Origin of the sequence: Sphingomonas kyeonggiensis, from assembly GCF_014196745.1 — a bacterium.
In the GTDB taxonomy this organism is placed as follows: Bacteria; Pseudomonadota; Alphaproteobacteria; order Sphingomonadales; family Sphingomonadaceae; genus Sphingomonas; species Sphingomonas kyeonggiensis.
This window is the reverse complement of sequence record NZ_JACIEH010000001.1, coordinates 1,766,917-1,790,381: the sequence shown is the minus strand read 5'-3', so window position 1 is coordinate 1,790,381 and position 23,465 is coordinate 1,766,917. Positions and strand designations below refer to the sequence as shown.

Below are 23,465 nucleotides of genomic sequence, written 5' to 3'. Positions count from 1 at the left end.
CATCTAGTATCGCTTGCGACGGTTTGCAAAAGCCGCGCGGCCCGGCATGAAAGGCGCCGAACATGAACCTGGTCGAGATTCTCAAATGGTATGCCTCGATCAGCGGGATCATCGCAGCGTTCATGGTGTCGCTCGATCTGGGGCGGCGGATCACCGGCTGGGGGTTCGTGCTGTTCGTCACGTCGAGCATCGCCTGGATCGGCGGGGCGCTGATGACCAAGGACGAGCCGCTGTGGACGCAGAACATCGTGCTGTTCGGGATCAACTGCCTGGGCATCTATCGCTATCTGGTCCGCAGGAAGAAGCCCGCGCATGACCATTGACCCGGTCTGGGGCTGGGCGGTGCTGCTGGGCGTGCTGGGGCTGGTCTTCGGCAGCTTCATCGCGACCCTGGCGATCCGCTGGCCCGCGGGGCGGGCGATCAGCCATGGTCGCTCGGAATGCGACAGCTGCGGCAAGGGACTGCGCGCCGGCGAGCTGGTGCCGGTGCTGAGCTATCTCCTGCAGCGCGGCCGCTGCCGGGGCTGCGGCGCGCCGATCCGGATGAACCATGTGCTGACCGAGCTGATCGGCGGCGCGATCGGGGTGGCAGCGGCGATCGCCTCGCCCGATCCGGCGGGGGCGGCGGGCGCGGTGTTCGGCTGGCTGCTGCTCACGCTGGCGGCGCTGGACGTGGCGGCGCTGTGGCTGCCCAATGCACTGACCGCGGCGCTGGCGGCGACGGGGCTGGGCACCGGGCTGCTGGGCCTGAACCCGCCGCTGGACGAGCGGCTGATCGGCGGCGCGGCCGGGTTCGGCGTGCTGTGGCTGGTCGCCTGGGGCTACAAGCGGCTGCGCGGGCGGCAGGGGCTGGGGGGCGGCGATCCCAAGCTGTTCGGCGGGATCGGGCTGTGGCTGGGCTGGCACGCGCTGCCCCTGGTGCTGCTCGCCGCCTGCCTGATCGGGTTCGCCGGGATATTCGGGCTGATGCTCGGCGGGCACAAGGTGACCGCGACCGACCGGCTGCCGTTCGGCGTGATGCTGGCCGCCGCGGCGTTCGCGGTGTGGCTCGGCTTGGCGATCGGGCCGATACCGGGTTAGGCTCCCCGCAAAAGAGGGAGAGACGGCATGCGGAGCTTGATGCTGGGCGCGGGCGTGGCGCTGAGGGCATGTGTCGGGGGCGGCGCGCTGGCGCAGGACAAGCCGGAACCGCCGCGGATCGACGTCGTCGCCGGAGGCACGATCGAGTTGCCCGCCGAGATCGCGGCGATCCGCTATGTGGTGCGCGGCGAAGGCCAGACCGCCGACGAGGCGACCAGGGCGCTGGTCGCACGCAAGGAGCAGGTCGAGCGCGCGCTGGGCCAGTTCTCCGATACGAAGCTGGACATCCGCACCGGCACGATGCGCGTGCAGGAAGTGCGCAGTGCCGAGTGCCGGCGCGGCGAGATGGGCATGCAGCAACCGCGACTCTCGACCGGCCCCTGCGCCGTGCAGGGCCATATCGCCGACATGAACGTGACGGTCACCGTCTCGCCGATCGACCGGGCGGGAACGCTCACGGGCGCGGTGGCCCAGGCGGGTGGATCGGACGTCTCGATGGCGCAGTTCGCGCTGCGCGATCCCGCGGCGGCCAGGCGCAAGGCGATGGCGGTGGCGCTGGCCAACGGCAAGGCGCAGGCGGAGGCGATCGCCGCCGCATCGGGCGCCAAGCTGGGGCCGCTGTTGCGGGTGACCGATTTCGATGCACGGGACGGGCTGATCGCGCAGGATATCGGAAGCTTGCCCCGGGTGGTGACGGTCAGCGGGGCGAACAGCCTAGCATCTGTGCCAGTCGCCATAAATCCGGACAAGGTTACGATCCTCGCCCGCCTCACCCTCAGCTACGAGATTGTCCGATGAGCATGCGTGATCTGCTGGATGCCCAGCGCAAGGCCTTCATGGCCGAACTGCCCGTTTCGCTCGACGTACGCCGCGACCGGCTGAAACGCACGATCGCGATGGTCGCCGACAATGCCGACAAGCTCTGCGACGCGCTGAGCGAGGATTTCGGGCATCGCAGCCGCGAGCAATCGATGATCACCGACATCGCCGCCTCGGTCAGTCCCCTGAAGCATGCGCTCAAGCATCTGGCACGCTGGTCGAAGCCGCAGCGCAAGCCGGTGCTGTTCCCGCTCGGGCTGCTCGGCGGGCGCGGGCATATCGAATATCAGCCCAAGGGCGTGGTGGGGATCATCGCGCCGTGGAACTTCCCGGTGCAGCTGGTGGTGAGCCCGCTCGCCGGGGTGTTCGCCGCCGGCAACCGCGCGATGGTGAAGACCAGCGAATACACCCCGGTCACCAGCGCATTGATGGCGGATCTGGCCGGGCGCTATTTCGACGCGACCGAGCTGGCCTTCGTCAGCGGCGGGCCGGAGGCGGGCAAGGCCTTTGCCGAATTGCCGTTCGACCATCTGCTGTTCACCGGCGCCACCGGCATCGCCAAGCATATCCTGCACGCTGCGGCGGACAACCTCGTGCCGGTGACGCTGGAGCTGGGCGGCAAGTCGCCCGTGGTCGTCGGCCGTTCGGCCGATATCGCGCAGACGGCCGAACGGGTGGCGCTGGGCAAGATGCTCAATGCCGGCCAGATCTGCCTGGCGCCCGATTACATGCTGGTGCCCGAGGAGAAGGAGGCGGAGGTGGTCGACGGGCTCGTCGCCGCGGCTTCGCGCATGTATCCGACCCTGTTGTCCAACCCCGACTATACCGCCGTCATCAACGACCGGCACTATGAGCGGCTGACCGGCTGGATCGAGGATGCGCGGGCCAAGGGCGCCGAGGTGATCGCGGTCAATCCGGCGAACGAGGACCTGGCCAGCTCGAACGCGCGCAAGCTGCCGCTCCACATCATCCGTAACCCGACCGACGACATGACGGTGATGCAGGAGGAGATATTCGGGCCGATCCTGCCGGTGCGGCGCTATGGCAAGCTCGAGGATGCGATCGGCGAAGTGAACCGGCGCGACCGGCCGCTGGCGCTCTATTATTTCGGCAAGGACGAGGGCGAGAAGCGCCAGGTGCTCGACCGGACGATCTCGGGCGGGGCGACGATCAATGACGTGATCTTCCATGTCAGCCAGGAGGAGCTGCCGTTCGGCGGCATCGGCCCGTCGGGCATGGGGGCCTATCATGGCGAGATCGGCTTCCGGACGTTCAGCCATGCCAAGGCGGTATACAGCCAGCCGAAGCTGGACGTGGCCGGGCTGGCCGGGCTCAAGCCGCCCTATGGCAAGAAGACCCGTGCCGCGATCGCGCGGCAGATGAAATAGAAGGCGATGCTGCAATCCTCCCCCGCAGGGGGAGGGGATCAGCGAAGCTGGTGGAGGGGGCTGCCGCGATACGCTTTGGAGGTTCGACTGCCTCAACCAGCTGCACCGGGACTGGGCCCGGCCTTCGCCGGGGAAAGCCAGCATCGCGACAGCTTCGTGACAGGAATACGCACTAGACGCACTTGCGGGCGCCGCCGGCTGCGCGCAAAAAAAAGGCCGCCCCGAAGGACGGCCGTGAAAGTCTTAGGAGAGGATGCCTGAAAGGCCCGATCTTTGTGCATCGCAGCGGTTCATATCGCAAGTGCGTAATGTTACCGGTAGCATTGCAAAAATTGCAACTGGTCAACGTTGTCAGTTGTGCGTGGAGGAATATGATAAATAGGAACGCGCTATGACCGCGCTGACACTCGAGAATTTCCTGCCCTATCGCCTGTCGATCGCGTCGAACGCGGTATCGGATGCGGTGGCCAGCGCGTACCGCGCCTTGTTCGGGCTCAAGATTCCCGAATGGCGGCTGGTGACGATCCTCGCCGAAGGCGGAGCGATGAGTCAGCAGGCCCTGTGCGGGCGCACCCGGATGGACAAGGTGACGGTGAGCCGGGCCGCAATCGCGCTTTCCGAACGCGGGCTGATAAGCCGGGCGAGCAATCCGGGCGACCAGCGCTCGCACCTGCTGACGCTGAGCAAGGCGGGGTGGGAGCTCTATGAAGAGGTCGCGCCCAAGGCGCTGGAGCTCGAGCGGCAGGTCTTCGCCGGTTTCTCGGACGCGGAGCGCCAACTGCTCCGCGAGATGCTCGACCGGATCGAGACGGCAGTGGAGCGGCTCGAAGCAAAGGGTTGATCCCGGGCCCGGCTATCGCCTAAGCCGGGCTTGCCCTCCCCAGGCGAACGCTGAAATATCGTGTCTGCCAGGAGGATTTTCATGACCGTCATTCGTTCCGGCCTGTCCGTCGCCGAACCGCTCGCGCGCTTCGTCGAGGAGCGGGTGCTGCCCGGGCTCGATATCGCAGCCGAGGGGTGGTGGGCCGGTGTGGCGGAGATATTCGCGCGATTCGCGCCGGAGAACCGGGCGCTGCTGGCGAAGCGGGATGCGCTGCAGGCGATGATCGACGCCAATCCGACGCTGTCGGGCGACGAGAAGTTCCTGCGCGACATCGGCTATCTGGTCGACGAACCGGCGCCGTTCGCGATCGGCACGCGCAATATCGATGCCGAGATCGCGACGATGGCCGGGCCGCAGCTGGTCGTGCCGGCGCTCAACGCCCGCTTCGTGCTCAACGCAGCCAATGCGCGCTGGGGGAGCCTGTATGACGCGCTCTACGGCACCGATGCGCTGCCAGGGGTGGCGAAGCCTGGCGGCTATGATGCGGAGCGTGGGGCGCAGGTGATCGCGTTCGCCAAGGATTTTCTCAACCGGACGATTTCAGTGCCGGGCGAGGATTGGGCAACGATGTCCTCTTCGGAGGAGCCGCCGATCTTCCATGACAAGGGCGTTGCCGAGTTCGTCAGCTGGCGCGGCAACTCGCTGCTGTTCAAGCATAACGGGTTGCATGTCGAAGTTGTGGTCGATCGGGAGAATCCGATCGGCAAGGGCGACCCGGCGGGTATCGCCGACGTGCTGCTCGAATCGGCGTTGACTGCGATCATCGATCTCGAGGACTCGATCGCCGCGGTCGATGCCGAGGACAAGGTTACCGCCTATGCCAATTGGCTGGGGCTGATGAAGGGCGACCTGGAGGAGAGCTTCGAGAAGGGCGGCAGGCGGGTAACTCGCACGCTGAACCCTGACCGGACCTATGACCAGGGTGTGACGTTGCCGGGCCGGGCGCTGCTGTTCGTCCGCAATGTCGGTCATCTGATGACCACGCCGGCGCTGCATCTGGCCGATGGCAGCGAGGCGCCGGAGGGCATTCTCGACGCGATCCTGACCAGCACGATCGCGCTCTACGACGTTCGCGGCATGGGCAGATATCGCAACAGCCGCGCGGGCTCGATCTACATCGTGAAGCCCAAGATGCACGGGCCCGAGGAATGCGTCTTCACCAACGCGCTGTTCGACGCGGTCGAGGACCTGCTCGTGCTGTCGCGCCACACGATCAAGGTCGGCGTGATGGACGAGGAGCGGCGGACCTCGGCAAACCTCGCCGCGTGCATCCATGCCGTCCGCGATCGGATCGTGTTCATCAACACCGGCTTCCTCGATCGCACCGGCGACGAGATCCATACCAGCATGCGTGCCGGACCGATGGTCCCCAAGGGCGAGATGAAGGGCGCGGACTGGATCAAGGCCTATGAGGACCGCAATGTCCGCATCGGGCTCGCCTGCGGCCTGTCGGGCAAGGCGCAGATCGGCAAGGGGATGTGGGCGGCGCCGGACCGGATGGCCGACATGCTCGCCCAGAAGATCGCGCATCCGATGAGCGGGGCCAATACCGCCTGGGTGCCTAGCCCCACCGCGGCAACCCTCCATGCGCTCCATTATCACCAGGTCGATGTCTTCGCCCGGCAGAAGGAGATTGCCGGCGAGGCGGTTCCGGGCCTGAAGCCGCTGCTCACCGTCCCGCTGGCGGTGGGGCGCAACTGGCAGGCGGAGGAAGTCGCGCAGGAACTCGACAACAATGCCCAGGGTATCCTCGGCTATGTCGTGCGCTGGATCGACCAGGGCGTCGGGTGCTCCAAGGTGCCCGACATCCATGACATCGGGCTGATGGAGGATCGCGCGACGCTACGCATCTCTTCGCAGCACATGGCCAATTGGCTGCTCCACGGTGTGGCGCACGCGGCGGATATCGACGCGGCGCTCTCGCGCATGGCGGCCAAGGTCGATGCTCAGAATGCGGCCGACCCGCTCTACCGGCCGATGGCGGGGAACGAGGCGACGAGCCTGGCCTTCCAGGCGGCGCGGGCGCTGGTGTTCGAGGGGCTGGAGCAGCCCAATGGCTATACCGAACCACTTCTCCACAGATTTCGCGCTGAAGCGAAGGCGGTAGCACGCTGAAATCCCCTGACTTTCGGAAATTAGGGGACCCAAAGTGCATTTGGGTCGTTACGCTTGCGAGAGGGCCGGGGTAGGTAGACGGCTCGAAAGGGAGCCTGTTGCGTAAAGGGGTGAAGCGGATTTGGCTGGCGGCGCTCGCCGGTACGGCATTTGTGCCGGGGTTGGCGCATGCCCAGATTTCGGATCCGAAGCCGGGGCAGGGTGCGCCGCCTTCCGGGCCCGAGCCTGGCAGTCCCAAGCCGGCCCCGGCGCAGGACGGCACCGTGGTCGTCGCACCCGTCGACGAGAGCCCGATCGTACCCGATGATCAGTTCGAGGCGGCGATGCCCAAGATCGAGGGCGACATCAACGCCCCGCTCGAGGCGATGCCGTCGCCCGCCGGCGCGCCGACGCCCACGCCGCCACCGGTGACGCAGGGTCAGGCGGCGCAGCAGGTGAAGGACCAGGCCGAGGAGAGCTTCGCCGCCGCGCCTGCCGAGGATCCGGAGTTCGCCAGGCCGCTGCCGCCGCTTGCCGAGTTCAAGGTCGAACCGCCGGTGGAGGACAAGGTCGCCGACAAGAAATCGGTGACGATCCGCTACACCACGCATGAGGAAGGCCTGTCCGCGGTCGGGCTCGAGGACCTGTTCGAGGACCTCTCCGCGCTGGAGAATGGCGGCGGGAAGGCGGCGAACGCGGCGATGGTGGCGGCGCGGGCGCGCGAGGACGAGCGGCTGGCGATCCGCCTGCTCAATTCGCGCGGCTATTACGACGCCACCGCGGTCTCGACGATCGACCAGGACCCGAAGACCCCGGGCACCGTGCGCGCGACGATCAGCGCCACGCCGGGGCCGCTCTACCGGCTGGGCAATGTCACGGTGTCGAGCGATCCGACCGTGCCACCGGGGCTGCTGCTGCGCGAGCTGAACCTCAATCCCGGCGATCCGATCGAAGCGGAGCGCGTGCAGGGCGCCGAGGCCAATGTGGCGCTGCGCCTGCCGCAGCAGGGCTATCCCTTCGTCAAGGTCGGCCAGCGTGACATCCTGCTCGATGAGGAGACCCATATCGGCGATTATGCGCTGCCGGTGGCTCTCGGGCCGCGGGCGGTGTTCGGCGACATCCGCACCGAAGTGGGCAGCGGGACGCTTGCCGAGCAGGCGGCGCGCGAGGCCGAGCGCAAGGCGCAGCGTGCGGAGCGGGGGCAGCGCGGCGAGCGCCGGCAGCGCCGGGCGCGCAAGCTGGTGTTCGACGCCGATCACATCCGGGTGCTGCGCCGCTACAAGCCGGGCGAACTCTATGACGTGCGTGCGGTCGATGACCTGCGCGAGGCGATGATCGCCACCAGCCTGTTCTCCACCGTCTCGGTAGAGCCGGTGCGCACGGGGCAGGCGGGTCCGGACGACACCGAGGTGGTCGACCTGCTGGTCCGCCAGAACCCGGGCCGGCCGCGCACGCTGGCGGCGGAGCTCGGCTATTCGACCGGGCAGGGCATCCGCCTGACCGGCAGCTGGACGCATCGCAATCTGTTCCCGCCCGAGGGCGCGCTGATCGTGGCGGGCGTGCTCGGTACGCAGGAGCAGGGGCTCACCACCACCTTCCGCCGCTCGAATGCCGGGCAGCGCGACAGGACCTTCCAGATCGCGGCGCAGCTGAACCACCAGGATTATGACGCGTACGAGAGCTATACCGGCACGCTCTCCTTCCGATATTCGCGCGATTCCACGCCGATCTGGCAGAAGCGCTGGACCTATTATTACGGCGCCGAGCTGGTCGGTTCGAACGAGGACCGCTGGAACTACAACCGTAACCAGCGCGACCGCGGCACCTGGCTGATCGCGGCGGCGCCGCTGTTCCTGGGCTATGACAGCTCGGACAATCTGCTGAACCCGACGCGCGGCTTCCGGATCAAGGGCAATGCCAGCCCGGAGACTTCGGTGCGCGGCGCGGCGCGGCCCTATGCGCGTTTCATGCTCGAGGGCACCTATTACCAGCCGGTATCGAGCAACATCGTGATCGCCGGGCGGGCGCGGGTGGGTTCGATCGTGGGCATCGCACGGGACGACCTGCCGCCCTCGCGGCGCTATTATTCCGGCGGTGGCGGATCGGTGCGCGGCTTCGGCTATCAGGAGCTCGGCCCGCGCGCCCCGGACGGCAAGCCGGTGGGCGGGCGCAGCTTCAACGAGTTCGCGATCGAGGCGCGCTACCGCTTCGGCAATTACGGCATCGTGCCGTTCATCGACGCCGGCCAAGTCTATGAGGGCATCTACCCGACGGGCCAGAACATCCGCTTCGGCGCGGGCATCGGCGGACGGCTCTACACCAATTTCGGCCCGATCCGCGTCGATGTGGCGACGCCGATCGCGCGCAAGCCGGGTGAATCCAAGATCTCGCTCTACATCTCGATCGGGCAGGCCTTCTGATGGCCGAGGAGACGCCCGAAGCCGTGGCGGCCGAGCCCGAAGTCGTGAAGGTCCGCCGGCCGCTGTGGCAGCGCGTTGCCAAATGGACGGGGATCGCGCTGGCGGGCCTCGCGCTGGCGATCGGGGCGCTGGTGCTGGGGATAAACACCCAGCCCGGCCGGCGCTTCGTCGCCGACCAGATCGCGCGTCTGACGCTGGGATCGGGACTCAATTTCCGCATCGGACGGATCGACGGATCGCTCTATGGCGCGATGATCCTGCGCAACGTGCAGGCGCGCGATACCAGGGGCGTGTTCGCCACCTCGCGCGAGATCCGCGTCGACTGGCGGCCCTTCGCCTATCTCAACAACCGGATCGACGTGCGCAGCGCGACCAGTCCCGAGGTCAAGCTGCTCCGGATGCCGGCGCTCAAGCCGTCGGGCGATCCGAACGCGCCGCTGTTGCCGGACCTGAATATCGATATCGGCCGGCTAGATGTGGCGCGGATCGACATCGCCAAGGAAGTCGACGGTCGCGCGCGCTATCTCGGGCGACTGGCGGGCAAGGCCCATCTCGCCGACGGGCGGGCGCAACTGGTGCTCGACGGCGCCACGCTGACCGGTCCGAACGTGCCGGGCGGGGACAAGCTGGCGCTGACGCTGGATGCGACGCCGGACAAGAACCGGTTCGATGTCGACCTGAAGCTCGATGCGCCGGCCAAGGGGCTAGTCGCGGGGCTGGCCGGGCTCGAGGCGCCGCTGGCGCTTGCGGTGCAGGGCAAGGGCGACTGGGCACGTTGGCAGGGCAAGGCGCTCGGCACGCTGGGCGGTGCGCAGATCGCCAATCTCGACCTGACCGCGACCAATGGCCGCTTCCAGCTGCGCGGGCCGCTTCATCCCGGCGTGTGGCTGAAGGGGCCGGTCGAGCGGCTGGCATCGCCGCAGCTCGATCTCGACCTCGACATGACCTGGGGCGACCGCGTTGCCGACGGCGTGATCAAGCTGCATTCCGATGCGCTCTCGGTTGAAGGCAAGGGCAAGATCGATCTTGGCCGCAACACCTTCCACGACTTCAAGATCGATGCTGTCCTGCTCAAGGCAGGGACGATCGCGCCGAACCTGGTCGGGCGATCGGTGCGCGCCGCGCTGGCGCTGGATGGCGCGTTCAATCGGCCGGTGGTCGACTACAAGCTGAGCGCCGGGGCGATCGGCTTTGGCGAGATGGTGGCCGAGCAGCTCTATGCCGAAGGCCGGGCGCAGGTGGACGCGAACCGTATCCTCGTGCCGGTGAAGGCGCGGGCGAAGCGGGTGTCGGGGCTGAACGCCGCGGCGGGCGGGCTGGTGACCAACCTGACCGTGAACGGCGACCTGGCGATTTCGGGCCAGCAGGTGCTGTCCGACAATCTGCGCATCCGATCGGACAAGATCGACGCGACGGCGATTATCGCTGCCGATGTCGGGCGTGGGCGGTATACGGGTGCGCTCAAGGGCCGGGTGAACGACTATCAGATCGACGGCGTGGGCATCGTCGACCTGAAGACCGATGCCGAGCTGTACGCGGCGCCGGGAGGTGGCTGGGGTATCAAGGGGCACATCGCTGGCAATTCGCGCAAGATCTTCAGCGACGGCGCGCGCGAGTTCCTCGGCGGGAATGCGGTCGCCTCGGCGCGGCTGGTGCTCGATCCCAAGGGCGTGATCAGCATCAGCGACGTCAGGATGAAGGCGCCCAAATTCCGCGTGCTGCGGGGTTCCGGGCGCTATGACCCGGCCGGGCCGATCCTGATCAACGCCGATGCGGTGTCCGACCAATATGGCCCGCTGACCGCGCGGGTGATCGGTACGCTCAACGCGCCGGTGGTGCTGCTCAAGGCAACCAAGCCGGGGCTGGGGATCGGCCTCGCCAATCTGGAGGCGCAGGTGCGCGGGCGTGGCGATGCCTGGGCGGTGCTGGCCAAGGGCGACACCGATTACGGGCCGTTCAATGCCGATGTGCTGGTGCGCACCGGCAACCGGCTGGCGATCGACATCAATGCGGGCCGTTTTGCCGGCATGGACATCACCGGCAAGGTCGCCCAGACCGCCGCCGGGCCTTTCGAGGGCGCGGTGGCGTTCAACGGATCGGGCGTGGTCGGCCGCGCGGCACTGTCGGCGCAGGGCAAGCTGCAGCGGGCCGACGTGCATGCGACCGCTTCCAACGCCAAGATTCCGGGCCAGGCGGGACTGACGATCGGCCGCGCGCTGATCGACGGGACCGTGGTGCTGGCGGACACGCCGGAGATCACCGGCGACGTGCAGATCGCCAACCTGCGCCAGGGCAATTTCGTGCTGAAGACCGCGCGGGCTAAGATCGCCTATGCCGGCGGCAACGGCACTGCGCAGCTTTTCGCCAACGGCTCGACCGGCGTGCCCTTCCAGATCGCGGCGAACGCCAAGCTGGCGCCGGACAATTGGCTGGTCGCGGTGCAGGGCAATGGCAGCGGGGTGAATTTCCACACCACCCAGCCGGCACGCATCGCGATCCGCGACGGCGTCTATCACCTCTCGCCGACCCAGCTCGATTTCGACCGGGGCAAGGCGCGGATCGCCGGCAGCTATGGCAAGGGCATGGTGCTCCAGGCGCGGCTCGACAGCCTCGACCTGGCGGCGATCAACGCCTTCGTCCCCGATCTCGGCATCGGCGGCACCGCGACCGGCAGCCTGGACTTCGCCCAGACTTCGCCCGAGGCCTTCCCCGCAGCCGATGCGCGGCTGGAGATCGCCGACTTCACCCGGGCGAGTCTGGCCAGCGTCTCGACTCCGGTGAACGTCAGCTTCGTGGGCAAGCTGCTGCCGGGTGGGGGCGACGCGCGCGCGCTGATCCGGCGCGGCAACACGACGATCGGCCGGGTGGTGGCGACGCTGAGCCCGCTCGGGGCAGATGCCGGCTCCTGGACCGAGCGCATGTTCGCCGCGCCGCTCTCCGGCGGTATCCGCTATAACGGCCCGGCGGCGGTGCCCTTCTCCCTGGCCGGCCTTTCGGGCCAGCAGTTCGACGGACCGATAGGCATCGCGGCGGACTTCTCGGGCAAGGTGGAGGAGCCGCGCCTCACCGGCGTGGTCCGTGCGACCAACCTCACCTATGAAAACGAGAATTTCGGCACCCGGCTCACGGGCATGCAGATCGACGGTACCTTCTCGAACGACGCGTTCCTGCTCAACTCGCTCACCGCCAAGGCGGGTGACGGCACGGTGAAGGCGCAGGGCCGGGTGAGCCTGTCCTCGGCGAACGGCTATCCGATCTCGATCACCGCGGACCTGAACAATGCCCGCCTCGCACGCAGTGACGCGCTGGGAGCTACGGCGACAGGCCAGATCACGATCACCAAGAACCCCGATGTCTCGAAGATCGAGGGCCGGCTGACCATTCCCGAGGCGCACTACCAGATAATCCGCCAGGGTGCCGCAGAAGTGCCCGAGCTCACCGGTATCCGCCGCAAGCGCGCGACCGGCGAAGTGGACGAACCGGCCAGCGTGGTCCGCCGTTCCTTCGGCGATTTCGACCTCAACCTGCGCATCAACGCCGACAATCGGCTGTTCGTCACCGGCATGGGGCTGGAGTCCGAATGGCGCGCGCAGATCAATGTGCGCGGCACCACGCTATCGCCCGATATCCGCGGCACGATGGAGATCGTGCGCGGCACCTACAGCTTCGCCAGCCGCCGCTTCGACATCTCGCGTGGCACGATCCGCTTCCAGGGATCGGCACTGACCAATCCGAGTATCGACATCCAGGCGAGCACCACGGCGGAAGGGATCACCGCGATCCTCACCGTGTCCGGTACCGCCCAGCAGCCGCAGATCGCGTTCAGCTCGACGCCGACGCTGCCGCAGGAGGAAGTGCTGGCACGGCTGTTCTTCGGCACGAATGTGACCAACCTGTCGGCCACCGAGGCGATCCAGCTCGCGGCTGCGCTGCAGTCGCTCAGCGGCTCGGGCGGCGGGCTCAATCCGCTCGGTCAGCTCAAGTCCGCCACCGGCATCGACCGGCTGCGCATCCTCGGCGCCGACGACGTCAGTGGCCGCGGCATGGCGCTGGCGGCGGGCAAGTACCTGACTGACGACATCTATGTAGAGATCATCACCGATGCGCGGGGCTTCACCGCTACCCAGCTCGAGATCTCGCTCAGCCGCACGCTGAGCCTGCTCTCCCAGGCGGGGTCGTTCGGCGGATCGAGCGTCAGCCTCAAATATTCGCGGGATTATTGAGCCGGCGCGTTTTCTGTTTACACTGGTGTAAACAGACCGGCGGGAGAGGGCGCGTGGCCGAGCATTTCGACGTGGTGATCGTGGGGGCCGGCATCTCCGGCGTGAGCGCGGCCTGGCATCTCCGGACCAACAGCCCGGACCGCAGCTATGTGATGCTCGAAGGCCGCGAGCGGCTGGGCGGCACCTGGGATCTGTTCCGCTATCCGGGCATCCGCTCGGACTCGGACATGTTCACCCTGGGGTTCTCTTTCCGCCCGTGGACCGAGAGCAAGGCGATCGCCGATGGGCCGTCGATCCTCAACTATCTCGACGAGGCGGTGAAGGATTACGGGATTGGCGAGCATATCCGCTATTCGACCCGGGTGACCGGCGCGAGCTGGTCGAGCGCGGATGCGCTGTGGACCGTCACCGCCGAGCGGGGCGGAGAGACGGTGACCTTCACCTGCGCCTTCCTGTTCCTGTGCACCGGCTATTACAATTATGCGCGGGGTTACACGCCCGACTTTGCCGGGGCAGCGGACTTCAAGGGGCGGATCGTCCATCCGCAATTCTGGACCGAGGACGTCGACTACAAGGACAAGCGCGTCGTCGTGATCGGCAGCGGTGCGACCGCCGTCACGCTGGTGCCCGAGCTGGCCAAGCAGGCGAAGCAGGTCACCATGCTCCAGCGCTCGCCGACCTATATCGTCTCCCGGCCCTCGCAGGATGCCATCGCCAACTGGATGCGGGGCTGGATGCCGGCAATGACCGCCTATGGCCTCACCCGTTGGAAGAATGTGCTGCTCCAGCAATTCTTCTTCCGCCTCGCCCGCAAGAACCCGGAGAAGACCAGGGAACGGATCGTCCAGATGGTCCGCGACGAGCTGGGGCCGGACTATGATGTCGGCACCCACTTCACACCCAGCTACAATCCCTGGGACCAGCGCGTCTGCCTGGTGCCCGATGCGGACCTGTTCGCCTCGATCAAGGGCGGCAAGGCCGAGGTGGTGACCGACACGATCGACCGCTTCACCGAGACGGGCCTGAAGCTTGGTTCCGGCAAGGAGATCGCGGCAGACCTGGTCGTCACCGCCACCGGCCTCGAGATCCAGCTGTTCAGTGGCATGCCGATCACTGTCGACGGCAAGCTGTTCGAGCCGGCCAAGGCGATGACCTACAAGGGCATGATGTTCTCCGACGTGCCCAATTTCGCGATCGCGTTCGGTTACACGAATGCCAGCTGGACGCTGAAGGCAGACCTGACCGCCAACTATGTCACTCGCCTGCTCAACGCGATGCGCAAGCGGGGCATGCGGCAGGTGACGCCGCGGCTGGCGGCACCGGTGGAAGAGGTGCCGTTCCTCGACTTCACCTCGGGCTATGTCCAGCGCGCCTCGGACAAGCTGCCCCGCCAGGGGCATCGCAAGCCGTGGAGGCTGAACCAGAATTATGCCCGCGACGTGATGGCACTCAAGTTCGGCGGGATCGACCAGGAAATGGAATTCTCCAATCCGGCACCGGTGGGGAAGGCGGCGTAAAGCCCTCTCCTTTTGGGAGAGGGTTGGCTGAGGGTAGCCGATCTGCAGGCGGCGGCATCCAAGGTGCGCTCACCCTCATCCTTCCCACTGGCCTTCGGCGGCGGGCCCCTTCCTTCTCCCAAGGGGAAGAAGGAGTTTAGCCCAGCAACGCCTTCGCCGCTGCGACGCCGCTGTTGTACGCGCCATGCGCCGTCGAGAACTCCCCGTCCGAGGTCGCTTCGCCGGCGAAGCGGATGCGCGGGTCCACACCGTCGCGGAGGATCGCCCGGGCGGCATGGCGGCCGGGCAGGGCGTGGCTGTAGCCGCCCAGCACATACGTCTCGCGGCCCCAGGCCGAGCCGGCGACGAAGCGGAGCCGCTTGCGCCAGTCGCTGCCGAGCAGGTGGACCAGCTCGCCGATGGCGAACTCCGCGGCGCCGTCCAGCCCTTCTTTCTCCATCGCCCGGGCACCTTCACCGCCGAGCATGCACTCGACGAGGGGGCGGCCGAAGGGCTTGAGCGTGTAGGTACCGGTCAGCGCACTGCGCGGATTGCCGAGCAGATGGGCGTTGTCGTCGATCTCCTCGGCGTCCTCCAGCGTGAAGAACAGCTTGTCGGCCAGGCCGAGCGGCAGTTCCGAGGCGGCGTGGAGGATCGCGTCATGGCCAGGCAGGCGGATCGCGCCGCTGGCGAGGACGTTGCTGGAGACGGTGACGATCGCGGCATTGGCGATGACCGTGCCGCGCGGCGTCTCGATGCGGAGCTGCTTGCCCGAGGTGTCGATCGCGGTGACCGGCGTGGCCAATGCCACGGGCAGCGCGGCGGCATGCGAGGAGACCAGCGCGCCATAGCCGTCGCAGACCCGCCAGTTGATGTCGAGCGAGGCCTCTTCATAAGCGAGCCAGTCGGTCACCGACATCTCGCGCATCGGGGCGCCGTTGATATAGCCGGAGAGTGCGTCGAGCGCCGCGTTCCACTCGCCGTCCGGCGGGAGCAGATCGGAGGCGAGATCGCTCGGCGGCGGGCTGTGCATCGCGTCCATGAACGTCTCGAACGCGGCCCAGAGCGCCTGCTGCTCCGCTTTGGTGGCACCGAGCCCGCGCCATTGCTCGCCCCAGCGCGCAGGCGAGCGGTAGACCTGGAACCCGCGCGCCTCGGCGATCGCCGCCCAGGGGTTCTTGGTCGCCGAATGGAGCCAGCCCGCGCCCATGTCGATCGGCATGCTGGCGACGTGCACGGTATGCGCGCGGCCGCCGAGCCGGTCCTGCGCCTCGAGCAGCAGCACGTCCTTGCCGGCATCGGCGAGGGTGCGCAGCGCCGCGACGCCCGCCGCACCGCCACCGATCACGACGATGTCGGCGCTGTCCTTCATGCCGCCGGCCGGCTCTTGAGCAGGGCGGAGCGCAGGCACTCGCACACCACTTCGTCGCGCTGGTTGAGCATGCGGTGCTTCCAGGTGACGATGCCCTGGCCGGGACGCGACTTGCTCGGGCGCAGCTCGGTCACTTCGCTTGTCGCGCGCAGCGTGTCGCCGATGAACACCGGCTTGGGCATGCGCAGCTCGTCATAGCCGAGGTTCGCGACCAAGGTGCCGGCGGTGGTGTCGCCCACGGTGATGCCGACCATCAGGCTGAAGGTGAAGGTGCCGTTGACGAGGATCTGGCCGAACTCGCTCGCCTTCGCCGCCTCGGCATCGAGGTGGAGCGGCTGGGTGTTGTGGGTCATCGTCGAGAACAGGAGGTTGTCCGTCTCGGTAACGGTGCGGCGGAGTTCGTGGGCGACGGTGTCGCCGACCTGCCATTCGTCGAAATACCTGCCTGCCATCAGTCTTCCGCCTTCTCGACCTTCACCAGCAGTGCACCTTCGCTCACCTGGCTGCCCTGCGCCACGTTCAATTCGGCGATCGTGCCATCGAACGGCGCGGTGAGGCCATGCTCCATCTTCATCGCCTCCAGCGTGACGAGGCGCTGGCCCTTGGTGACCGTGTCGCCCGCCGCGACCTCGACCGCGGTGACCCGGCCCGGCATCGGGGCCAGGATCGCGCCATTGCCTGCGGAAGCGCCTGCGCCGCCGCCCTTGGAGGCAGGGAAGGAGAAGAAGTGGGGTGCGAAGCCCTTTTCAGACTGAGCCCAGCTCCCGTCATCCTCATGGTCATAGGTATAGGGTTCAACCGGCCCGGTCGCGTCGAGGTCGATTTCCAGCACCTCGTCATCGACGGCGAACCGCACCTTGTGCTGCGGCGCGGCGTTCAATCGGAAGCCGAACAAGGGGTTCCAGCGGGTCGATGCGGTGGCGACCCATTCGCGACCGCCGCTGCTCGAGAGGATCGGCTGTTCGGCGATGGGCTTGCCGGAATGGGCGAGCAACAGCAGCGCACCCGCCGAGAGCAGTTTCGCATCGGGCGTCTCACGCTCGACGAGACTGTCGAGCTTGCGCTCGATCAGGCCGGTATCGATCGTGCCGGCGACGAAATCCGGATCTTCCAGGGCGTGCGCCATGAATTCGGCATTGGTCTTGATCGGCCGGACCCGAACGGACTTGCACGCCTCGGCGAGCCGGGAACGCGCCTCGTCGCGATCCAGGCCGTGCGTCACGAGCTTGGCGATCATCGGATCGTAGAAGGAGCTGACCTCACCTCCCTGCACGACACCGGTCTCGATGCGGATGGCATGGGGGAGCAGGAAATCGTCCAAACGGCCGATGCTCGGCAGGAACCCCTTGGTGGGGTCCTCGGCATAGAGGCGCGCTTCCATCGCATGGCCGTGGATCTGCAATTCGCGCTGACGCTTGGGCAATTCCTCTCCCGAGGCGACGCGAAGCTGCCATTCGACCAGGTCCTGGCCGGTGATCTCCTCGGTCACCGGATGCTCGACCTGGAGGCGGGTGTTCATCTCCATGAACCAGATGCGATCGGCGCGCAGGCCTTCGCTGGCATCGGCGATGAACTCGATGGTGCCGGCGCCGACATAGTCGACCGCCTGGGCTGCGCGGACGGCGGCGGCGCAGATCGCCTCGCGCGTCTTTTCGTCCATGCCGGGAGCCGGGGCTTCCTCGATCACCTTCTGGTGGCGGCGCTGGAGCGAGCAGTCACGCTCGAACAGGTGGACGACATTGCCGTGGCTGTCGCCGAACACCTGCACTTCGATATGGCGTGGCGAGAGGATGTACTTCTCGAGCAGCACCCGGTCGTCGCCGAACGAGCTGGCGGCCTCTCGCTGGCAAGAGGCGAGGGCGTCGAGGAAATCCCCCGCTGCATCGACCCGGCGCATACCCTTGCCGCCGCCGCCGGCGACGGCCTTGATGAGAACCGGATAGCCGATCGCGTCGGCTTCGGCCTTGAGCCGGTCGGGCGACTGGTCCTCGCCGAGATAGCCGGGGGTGACGGGCACGCCGGCCGCGATCATCCGCGCCTTGGCGGCGTCCTTCAGGCCCATGGCGCGGATGCTGTCCGGCTTCGGGCCGACCCAGACCAGGCCGGCGGCGATCACCTGCTCGGCGAAATCGGCATTCTCCGAGAGGAAGCCGTATCCCGGGTGAATTGCTTCCGCGCCGGTTGCCTTGGCCGCGGCGATGATCTTCTCGCCCACCAGATAGGATTCGCGGGCCGGCGAGGGGCCGATGTGCACGGCTTCATCCGCCTGGCGGACGTGCAGCGCCTTGGCATCAGCGTCCGAATAGACCGCGACGGTGCGGATTCCGAGCTCACGAGCGGTGCGGATGATGCGGCAGGCGATCTCGCCGCGATTGGCGATGAGCAGGGACTTGATCATCGATATTCAACCATCTGGTTGTGCATTGTCTTGAATCCCTTGAATCTCCACACACAGGCGCGCGGCCGGTGTCGGTGGACTCCCGAGTCCGGTTTCAACATGGAAAATCCTACATTTCCAGTGCTCACGGGTGCCGCTCCGGGAAGCCATGGCGCTCGGCCAATGCAGCGAGCAGCGCTTCGATGTCGTTGGCGAAGCCGACGCTGCCGTCTTCCTTGGCCCAGACCAGAGCGGGAAGGTTCTGGTTGTCCTCGCCGATTGCCTCGACCACCGCGGTGCGGGGGCGAGGCCAGGCGACGCGGACCACGTCGATATTGGCGGCGCGCTCGGGGAAGGTGGCGAGCAGGCCCTCCACGATCATGCATTCCTTGCAGTAGAAATGGCGTTCGCCGCCATGGGCCGGGTCGGCCCAGTCGGGGTCGAGCAGGAAGAGCGTGTCGCGGCTCATCGCACGGTGCATCCGGTGGTGCGCTGCGACCAGGTGACGTTGAGCACCTTCCAGCTGCCATTCTCGCGGATCAGGTCGAAATGGTTGGTGCCGCAATGATGCGCCTTGCCATCGATCAGGAAGACATAAGGTGCCCAGACCATGGCGATATCGCCATCGACTTCGATCGCGGGCGTGGAGATGCGCTCCTCGAGCTTTTCCGGACCTGGCTTGATGCCGCCGGCGAAGTCGGCCCAGCTGAGGTGGCGGATCGTGCGGCTGCCATCGGGCTTTTCGACCGCTACGGTGGCGCCGCCTTCGGGACGCGTCTGCGCGAGGATCGCGGCGCCGTCATGCGCGGCGAGACCGGCGAACATCGCGTTGATCGGGGCAAGCACCGCAGCGGCTTCCGCGTCCTCATAGGGGAGCGGATTGGCCGGGGGGAGCTTGAGGGTGGGGGTGACCGGCCCGGACTGCGCGAGGGCTGGGAGCGGGGCGAAGAGGAGGGCGGCGAGGAGAAGCTGCTTCATTCCGGACCTTTCAATTCCTCCCCGAGCTGGTCTCGGGGAGGGGGACCATGCGAAGCATGGTGGAGGGGCGGTTGCGATGTTCAAGGATCATGCGCCCAGAGGGAGCAAGCGCGCTGTGCAGCGGGCGCGAGCGCAGCGGCGTGAGATGAGCCTGCCGGAAGGGCTGTTGTGGCGGGAGCTTCGCAAACGACCTGCTGGGCTCAAGTTTCGACACGAGCACGCGACGGGCGAGTTCAGCCTCGACTTCTATTGCAGCGACGCTCGGCTTGCGATCGAAGTGGATGGCGGGGCGCATGGGTTTGGCGAACGGCCTGCTCGGGATGCGCGGCGGGACGCCTGGCTGGCGGGATGCGGTATCGCGACGCTGCGAGTGCCGGCGGCCGAGGTTCTTCGGGACCTCGATGCTGTCTTGCGGGGGATCGTTGTTGAAGCGCTTGCGCGCTTGCCCCTCCACCACCCGGCTGCGCCGGGCGGTCCCCCTCCCCGAGACGAGCTCGGGGAGGAATGAAGGGAAGGCCGCTTCTTCTCTCACATCCGGAACACGCCGAACGCCGGCCGCTCGGGGATCGGCGCATTCAGCGTTGCAGCCAGCGCAATGCCGAGGACGTCGCGGGTCTGGGCCGGATCGATGATCCCGTCATCCCACAGGCGCGCGGTGGCGTGCCAGGGGTTGCCTTCGTCCTCGTAGCGCTGGCGGATCGGGGCCTTGAAGGCCTCCGTCTCTTCCGGCGTCCATTTGTCCGCGTCGCGGTGGACCGTCGCCAGCACGCTGGCCGCCTGCTCGCCGCCCATCACCGAGATGCGGCTGTTGGGCCAGGTGAACAGGAAGCGCGGCGAATAGGCGCGGCCGCACATGCCGTAATTGCCGGCGCCGAAGCTGCCGCCGATCAGCACGGTGATCTTGGGTACAGTGGCGGTGGCGACTGCCGTGACCAGCTTTGCGCCATGTTTCGCAATGCCTTCCGCCTCATACTTGCCGCCGACCATGAAGCCGGAGATGTTCTGGAGGAAGAGCAGGGGAATGCGGCGCTGGCAGGCCAGTTCGATGAAATGCGCGCCCTTCTGGGCGCTTTCGCTGAACAGCACGCCGTTATTGGCGATGATGCCCACCGGCATGCCCCAGATATGCGCGAAGCCGCAGACCAGTGAAGTGCCGTAGAGCGCCTTGAACTCGTGGAACTCGCTGCCGTCGACCAGGCGGGCGATCACCTCGTGCACGTCATAGGGCGCGCGGACATCCTCGGGGATGATGCCGTACAGCTCTTCGGCGGCGTATTTCGGCGCGCGCGGATCGAGCAGCGCGATGTCCGGATTGCGATCGGCGGGGAGGTGGCTGACGATGTCGCGGACGATGGTCAGCGCATGCTCGTCATTCTCGGCGAGATGATCGACCACGCCCGACTTGCGGGCATGGAGGTCGCCGCCGCCGAGATCCTCCGCGGTGATGACTTCACCGGTGGCGGCCTTCACCAGCGGCGGGCCGGCGAGGAAGATCGTGCCCTGTTCGCGGACGATCACCGTCTCGTCGCTCATCGCGGGGACGTATGCGCCGCCGGCGGTGCAGCTGCCCATCACGCAGGCGATCTGCGGGATGCCCTTGGCCGACATGTTGGCCTGGTTGAAGAAGATCCGGCCGAAATGATCGCGATCGGGGAAGACCTCGGCCTGGTGGGGCAGGTTGGCACCGCCGGAATCGACCAGATAGATGCAGGGCAGGCGGTTCTGCTCGGCGATCTCCTGGGCGCGGAGATGCTTCTTCACCGTCATCGGATAATAGGTGCCGCCCTTCACGGTGGCGTCGTTGCAGACGATCATCACGGTGCGGCCGGAGACACGGCCGATGCCGGCGATCATGCCGGCGCCGGGCACTTCGCCCTCGTACATGTCGCAGGCTGCGAGCTGGCCGATCTCGAGGAACGGCGCTCCGGGATCGAGCAGCCGTTCGACGCGCTCGCGGGGCAGCAGCTTGCCGCGGGCGGTGTGGCGTTCGCGCGAAGCCGCGCTGCCGCCGAGCGCCGCCTGGGCGACATCGGCGCGGAGTTGATCGACCAAGGCGCGGTTATGCGCAGCGCGCGCGCGGAAATCCTCCGCGTCCGCCGCAACCCTCGAATCGAGCACCGGGGCGCTCATAGATAGGGCATCCTTCCTGTCCTAGTTTTCCTCTCCCTACACCGCCGAAGCGGGCATGGGAAGGTGCTGGCGTAACGCAGGATGCAGGAGTAGCACCCCTGCCATACAGCAATACAGGAGAGTCGCGTTGAAGACTTATACGCTCCTTGTCGCGGCGCTGCTCGCGACAACCGCCTGCACCCCGTCCGGACCGGGCACGGGTACCACCGCAGCGGCCGGCACCGGGGTCGGCGTCGACCTGGCCGGGCTCGACAAGCAGGTGAAGCCAGGCGACGATTTCGAGGAATATGCGAATGGCGGCTGGCGCGCGAAGACCGAGATCCCGGCGGACCGCACCGCGACCGGCATGTTCCTCGACGTGTTCAACAAGGCCGAGGCGAACAACAAGGCGATCATCGACGCCGCGCTGAAGGCGAATGCCGCTGCGGGCACCGACACGCGGCGCATCGCGGACTGGTACAACGCCTATACGGACACCGCGGGGATCGAGGCGCGGGGGATCACCCCGCTCAAGCCGGTCCTGGACGCGATCGCCGCGCTGAAGGACAAGAAGGCACTCTCGGCGATGCTGGGCGGAAATGTCCGCGCCGATCTCGATCCGCTCAACGCGACCAACTTCCACACCGAGAACCTGTTCGGCCTGTGGGTCAGCCAGGCGCTCGACAAGCCCGACACCACGGTTCCCTATGTGCTGCAGGGCGGGCTGGGGCTCGAGGATCGCGACTATTATCTCTCGCAGACCGACGAGATGAAGAAGGCGCGCGAGGGCTACAAGGCGTATCTGGCCAAGATCTTCACGCTCGCCGGCATGAGCGATCCGGCGGCGCGCGCCGGGCGGGTGTTCGACCTGGAGACGAAGATCGCCACCGCGCATACCGACCTGGTCGCCAGCCAGGATCCCAACAAGGCCAACAACTGGTGGAAGAAGGCCGACTTCGCCGCCAAGGCGCCCGGGATCGACTGGGACGGCTTCTGGGTCGCCGCAGGACTGGGCGGTCAGCAGGAATTTGTCGTCTGGCAGCCGGACACGACTGTGAAGCTCGCCAAGCTGGTCGAGAGCGAGCCGATCGAGGCGTGGCAGGACTGGCTAGCCTTCCACCAGATCAACCAGGTCACCGCGGTGCTGCCGGCGAAGTTCGACCAGGCGAGCTTCGACTTCTTCTCGAAGCAGCTGCGCGGCCAGCAGGCGATGCGCCCGCGCGACAAGCGCGCCATCGCCAGCGTGAACAACAATCTGGGCGACGCGGTCGGCCAGCTCTATGTGAAGGACTATTTCCCGGCTTCGTCGAAGACCGACATCCAGAACATGGTGACCAACATCAAGGCGGCGTTCGACAAGCGCGTCGCCGGGCTCAGCTGGATGGACGAGGCGACCAAGGCCGAGGCACGCAAGAAGATCGAGACGATGCGCGTGGGCGTCGGCTATCCCGAGACGTGGCGCAGCTATGCCTCGCTCGAGGTGAAGGCGGACGATCCCGTCGGCAATCTGATGCGGGCGGACAAGGCCGAGACCCAGCACCAGCTCGCCAAGATCGGCAAGCCGGTCGACAAGGGCGAGTGGTGGATGACGCCGCAGACGGTGAACGCGGTGAACCTGCCGCTGCAGAACGCGCTCAACTTCCCGGCGGCGATCCTGCAGGCGCCGTTCTACGATCCCAAGTCGGACGCGGCGGCGAACTATGGCTCGATCGGCGCGACGATCGGGCACGAGATCAGCCACAGCTTCGACAATACGGGCTCGAGCTTCGACAGCGCCGGCAAGCTGCGCAACTGGTGGACGCCCGAGGACCTGAAGCACTTCCAGCAGGCGAGCGCCGCGCTGGCGGCGCAGTACAGCGCCTATGAGGTGCTGCCGGGGCTGTTCCTCAACGGCAAGCAGGTGCTGGCCGAGAACATCGCCGACGTGGCGGGGCTTACCGCGGCCTATGAGGCGTATCACGCCTCGCTGGGCGGCAAGGAGGCGCCGGTGATCAACGGGCTGACCGGCGACCAGCGCTTCTTCCTGGCCTTCGCGCAGAGCTGGCGCGAGAAGCAGCGCGACCAGGCGCTGCGGGCCGAGGTGGCAACCGACGCGCACGCGCCGGGCCGCTGGCGCGCCTTCACCGTACGCAATCTCGATGCCTGGTATCCGGCGTTCAATGTCCAGCCGGGCGAGAAGCTGTACCTGGCGCCGGACAAGCGCGTGAAAATCTGGTGAAGCCATAA

17 protein-coding genes are annotated in these 23,465 nt (G+C 67.2%); 11 read left to right on the top strand and 6 right to left on the bottom strand.

Features of this window, described 5'->3' with window-relative positions; genetic code table 11:
- Positions 1 to 62 precede the first annotated feature (62 nt).
- The 9 genes from GGR46_RS08410 to GGR46_RS08370 all read left to right on the top strand — a co-directional run bounded on the left by GGR46_RS08410 (position 63) and on the right by GGR46_RS08370 (position 14,424).
- The gene (locus tag GGR46_RS08410) at positions 63 to 323 is read left to right on the top strand and encodes a hypothetical protein (protein WP_183996342.1); all 261 of its coding nucleotides are present in this window, start codon (positions 63 to 65) and stop codon (positions 321 to 323) included.
- Positions 313 to 1,080 carry a prepilin peptidase gene (locus GGR46_RS08405; protein WP_183996339.1) on the top strand — a complete coding sequence of 256 codons (768 nt, stop codon included), beginning with the start codon at positions 313 to 315 and terminating at the stop codon, positions 1,078 to 1,080. The genes GGR46_RS08410 and GGR46_RS08405 overlap by 11 nt, the downstream gene beginning before the upstream one ends.
- A 27-nt stretch (positions 1,081 to 1,107) precedes the next feature.
- Positions 1,108 to 1,878, top strand: a complete 771-nt coding sequence (locus tag GGR46_RS08400; RefSeq protein ID WP_183996337.1) for an SIMPL domain-containing protein — start codon at positions 1,108 to 1,110, stop codon at positions 1,876 to 1,878.
- Positions 1,875 to 3,287: a coniferyl aldehyde dehydrogenase gene (locus tag GGR46_RS08395; protein ID WP_183996335.1), complete on the top strand. Its 1,413-nt coding sequence runs from the start codon at positions 1,875 to 1,877 to the stop codon at positions 3,285 to 3,287. Before GGR46_RS08400 ends, GGR46_RS08395 begins: the two co-directional genes overlap by 4 nt.
- A gap of 391 nt (positions 3,288 to 3,678) precedes the next feature.
- Positions 3,679 to 4,128, top strand: coding sequence for a MarR family winged helix-turn-helix transcriptional regulator (locus GGR46_RS08390; RefSeq protein ID WP_183996333.1), 450 nt, complete (start codon positions 3,679 to 3,681; stop codon positions 4,126 to 4,128).
- A gap of 81 nt (positions 4,129 to 4,209) precedes the next feature.
- Positions 4,210 to 6,285 carry a malate synthase G gene (locus tag GGR46_RS08385; RefSeq protein ID WP_183996331.1) on the top strand — a complete coding sequence of 692 codons (2,076 nt, stop codon included), beginning with the start codon at positions 4,210 to 4,212 and terminating at the stop codon, positions 6,283 to 6,285.
- 110 nt (positions 6,286 to 6,395) lie between these two features.
- Positions 6,396 to 8,684, top strand: coding sequence for an autotransporter assembly complex protein TamA (locus tag GGR46_RS08380; RefSeq protein WP_343058083.1), 2,289 nt, complete (start codon positions 6,396 to 6,398; stop codon positions 8,682 to 8,684).
- A complete protein-coding gene (locus GGR46_RS08375) occupies positions 8,684 to 12,907 on the top strand; it encodes a translocation/assembly module TamB domain-containing protein (protein ID WP_183996329.1) in 4,224 nt (1,407 codons plus the stop codon). Before GGR46_RS08380 ends, GGR46_RS08375 begins: the two co-directional genes overlap by 1 nt.
- Before the next feature lie 53 nt (positions 12,908 to 12,960).
- Positions 12,961 to 14,424 carry an FAD-dependent oxidoreductase gene (locus GGR46_RS08370; RefSeq protein WP_183996327.1) on the top strand — a complete coding sequence of 488 codons (1,464 nt, stop codon included), beginning with the start codon at positions 12,961 to 12,963 and terminating at the stop codon, positions 14,422 to 14,424.
- Between the two features lie 136 nt (positions 14,425 to 14,560).
- Here GGR46_RS08370 and GGR46_RS08365 read toward each other — a convergent pair whose 3' ends face one another.
- The 5 genes from GGR46_RS08365 to GGR46_RS08345 form a co-directional block, all read right to left on the bottom strand.
- Complete coding sequence (locus GGR46_RS08365) at positions 14,561 to 15,775, bottom strand: flavin monoamine oxidase family protein (RefSeq protein WP_183996325.1); 1,215 nt, start codon at positions 15,773 to 15,775, stop codon at positions 14,561 to 14,563.
- Positions 15,772 to 16,227, bottom strand: a complete 456-nt coding sequence (locus tag GGR46_RS08360; RefSeq protein WP_183996323.1) for a MaoC family dehydratase — start codon at positions 16,225 to 16,227, stop codon at positions 15,772 to 15,774. Before GGR46_RS08360 ends, GGR46_RS08365 begins: the two co-directional genes overlap by 4 nt.
- Positions 16,227 to 18,173, bottom strand: a complete 1,947-nt coding sequence (locus GGR46_RS08355; RefSeq protein WP_183996321.1) for an acetyl/propionyl/methylcrotonyl-CoA carboxylase subunit alpha — start codon at positions 18,171 to 18,173, stop codon at positions 16,227 to 16,229. Before GGR46_RS08355 ends, GGR46_RS08360 begins: the two co-directional genes overlap by 1 nt.
- 124 nt (positions 18,174 to 18,297) lie before the next feature.
- The gene (locus GGR46_RS08350) at positions 18,298 to 18,621 is read right to left on the bottom strand and encodes a DUF3088 family protein (protein ID WP_183996893.1); all 324 of its coding nucleotides are present in this window, start codon (positions 18,619 to 18,621) and stop codon (positions 18,298 to 18,300) included.
- Positions 18,618 to 19,130, bottom strand: coding sequence for a nuclear transport factor 2 family protein (locus GGR46_RS08345; RefSeq protein ID WP_183996319.1), 513 nt, complete (start codon positions 19,128 to 19,130; stop codon positions 18,618 to 18,620). The genes GGR46_RS08350 and GGR46_RS08345 overlap by 4 nt, the downstream gene beginning before the upstream one ends.
- A gap of 76 nt (positions 19,131 to 19,206) precedes the next feature.
- Here GGR46_RS08345 and GGR46_RS08340 point away from each other — a divergent pair, with 76 nt between their 5' ends.
- Positions 19,207 to 19,638, top strand: coding sequence for an endonuclease domain-containing protein (locus GGR46_RS08340; protein ID WP_183996316.1), 432 nt, complete (start codon positions 19,207 to 19,209; stop codon positions 19,636 to 19,638).
- A 20-nt stretch (positions 19,639 to 19,658) separates the two neighbouring features.
- Here GGR46_RS08340 and GGR46_RS08335 read toward each other — a convergent pair whose 3' ends face one another.
- Complete coding sequence (locus GGR46_RS08335) at positions 19,659 to 21,260, bottom strand: carboxyl transferase domain-containing protein (RefSeq protein WP_183996314.1); 1,602 nt, start codon at positions 21,258 to 21,260, stop codon at positions 19,659 to 19,661.
- A gap of 127 nt (positions 21,261 to 21,387) precedes the next feature.
- Between GGR46_RS08335 and GGR46_RS08330 the strand changes: the two genes are divergently transcribed.
- Positions 21,388 to 23,457 carry a M13 family metallopeptidase gene (locus tag GGR46_RS08330; protein ID WP_246425932.1) on the top strand — a complete coding sequence of 690 codons (2,070 nt, stop codon included), beginning with the start codon at positions 21,388 to 21,390 and terminating at the stop codon, positions 23,455 to 23,457.
- Positions 23,458 to 23,465 lie beyond the last annotated feature (8 nt).

Bases quoted from the DNA above. Each gene is read 5' to 3' on its own strand.
- GGR46_RS08360 (WP_183996323.1), bottom strand. From the start codon at position 16,227: ATGGCAGGCAGGTATTTCGACGAATGGCAGGTCGGCGACACCGTCGCC.
- GGR46_RS08375 (WP_183996329.1), top strand. From the start codon at position 8,684: ATGGCCGAGGAGACGCCCGAAGCCGTGGCGGCCGAGCCCGAAGTCGTG.
- GGR46_RS08350 (WP_183996893.1), bottom strand. From the start codon at position 18,621: ATGAGCCGCGACACGCTCTTCCTGCTCGACCCCGACTGGGCCGACCCG.
- GGR46_RS08410 (WP_183996342.1), top strand. From the start codon at position 63: ATGAACCTGGTCGAGATTCTCAAATGGTATGCCTCGATCAGCGGGATC.
- GGR46_RS08390 (WP_183996333.1), top strand. From the start codon at position 3,679: ATGACCGCGCTGACACTCGAGAATTTCCTGCCCTATCGCCTGTCGATC.
- GGR46_RS08365 (WP_183996325.1), bottom strand. From the start codon at position 15,775: ATGAAGGACAGCGCCGACATCGTCGTGATCGGTGGCGGTGCGGCGGGC.
- GGR46_RS08345 (WP_183996319.1), bottom strand. From the start codon at position 19,130: ATGAAGCAGCTTCTCCTCGCCGCCCTCCTCTTCGCCCCGCTCCCAGCC.
- GGR46_RS08355 (WP_183996321.1), bottom strand. From the start codon at position 18,173: ATGATCAAGTCCCTGCTCATCGCCAATCGCGGCGAGATCGCCTGCCGC.
- GGR46_RS08385 (WP_183996331.1), top strand. From the start codon at position 4,210: ATGACCGTCATTCGTTCCGGCCTGTCCGTCGCCGAACCGCTCGCGCGC.
- GGR46_RS08405 (WP_183996339.1), top strand. From the start codon at position 313: ATGACCATTGACCCGGTCTGGGGCTGGGCGGTGCTGCTGGGCGTGCTG.
- GGR46_RS08400 (WP_183996337.1), top strand. From the start codon at position 1,108: ATGCGGAGCTTGATGCTGGGCGCGGGCGTGGCGCTGAGGGCATGTGTC.
- GGR46_RS08335 (WP_183996314.1), bottom strand. From the start codon at position 21,260: ATGAGCGCCCCGGTGCTCGATTCGAGGGTTGCGGCGGACGCGGAGGAT.
- GGR46_RS08395 (WP_183996335.1), top strand. From the start codon at position 1,875: ATGAGCATGCGTGATCTGCTGGATGCCCAGCGCAAGGCCTTCATGGCC.
- GGR46_RS08340 (WP_183996316.1), top strand. From the start codon at position 19,207: ATGTTCAAGGATCATGCGCCCAGAGGGAGCAAGCGCGCTGTGCAGCGG.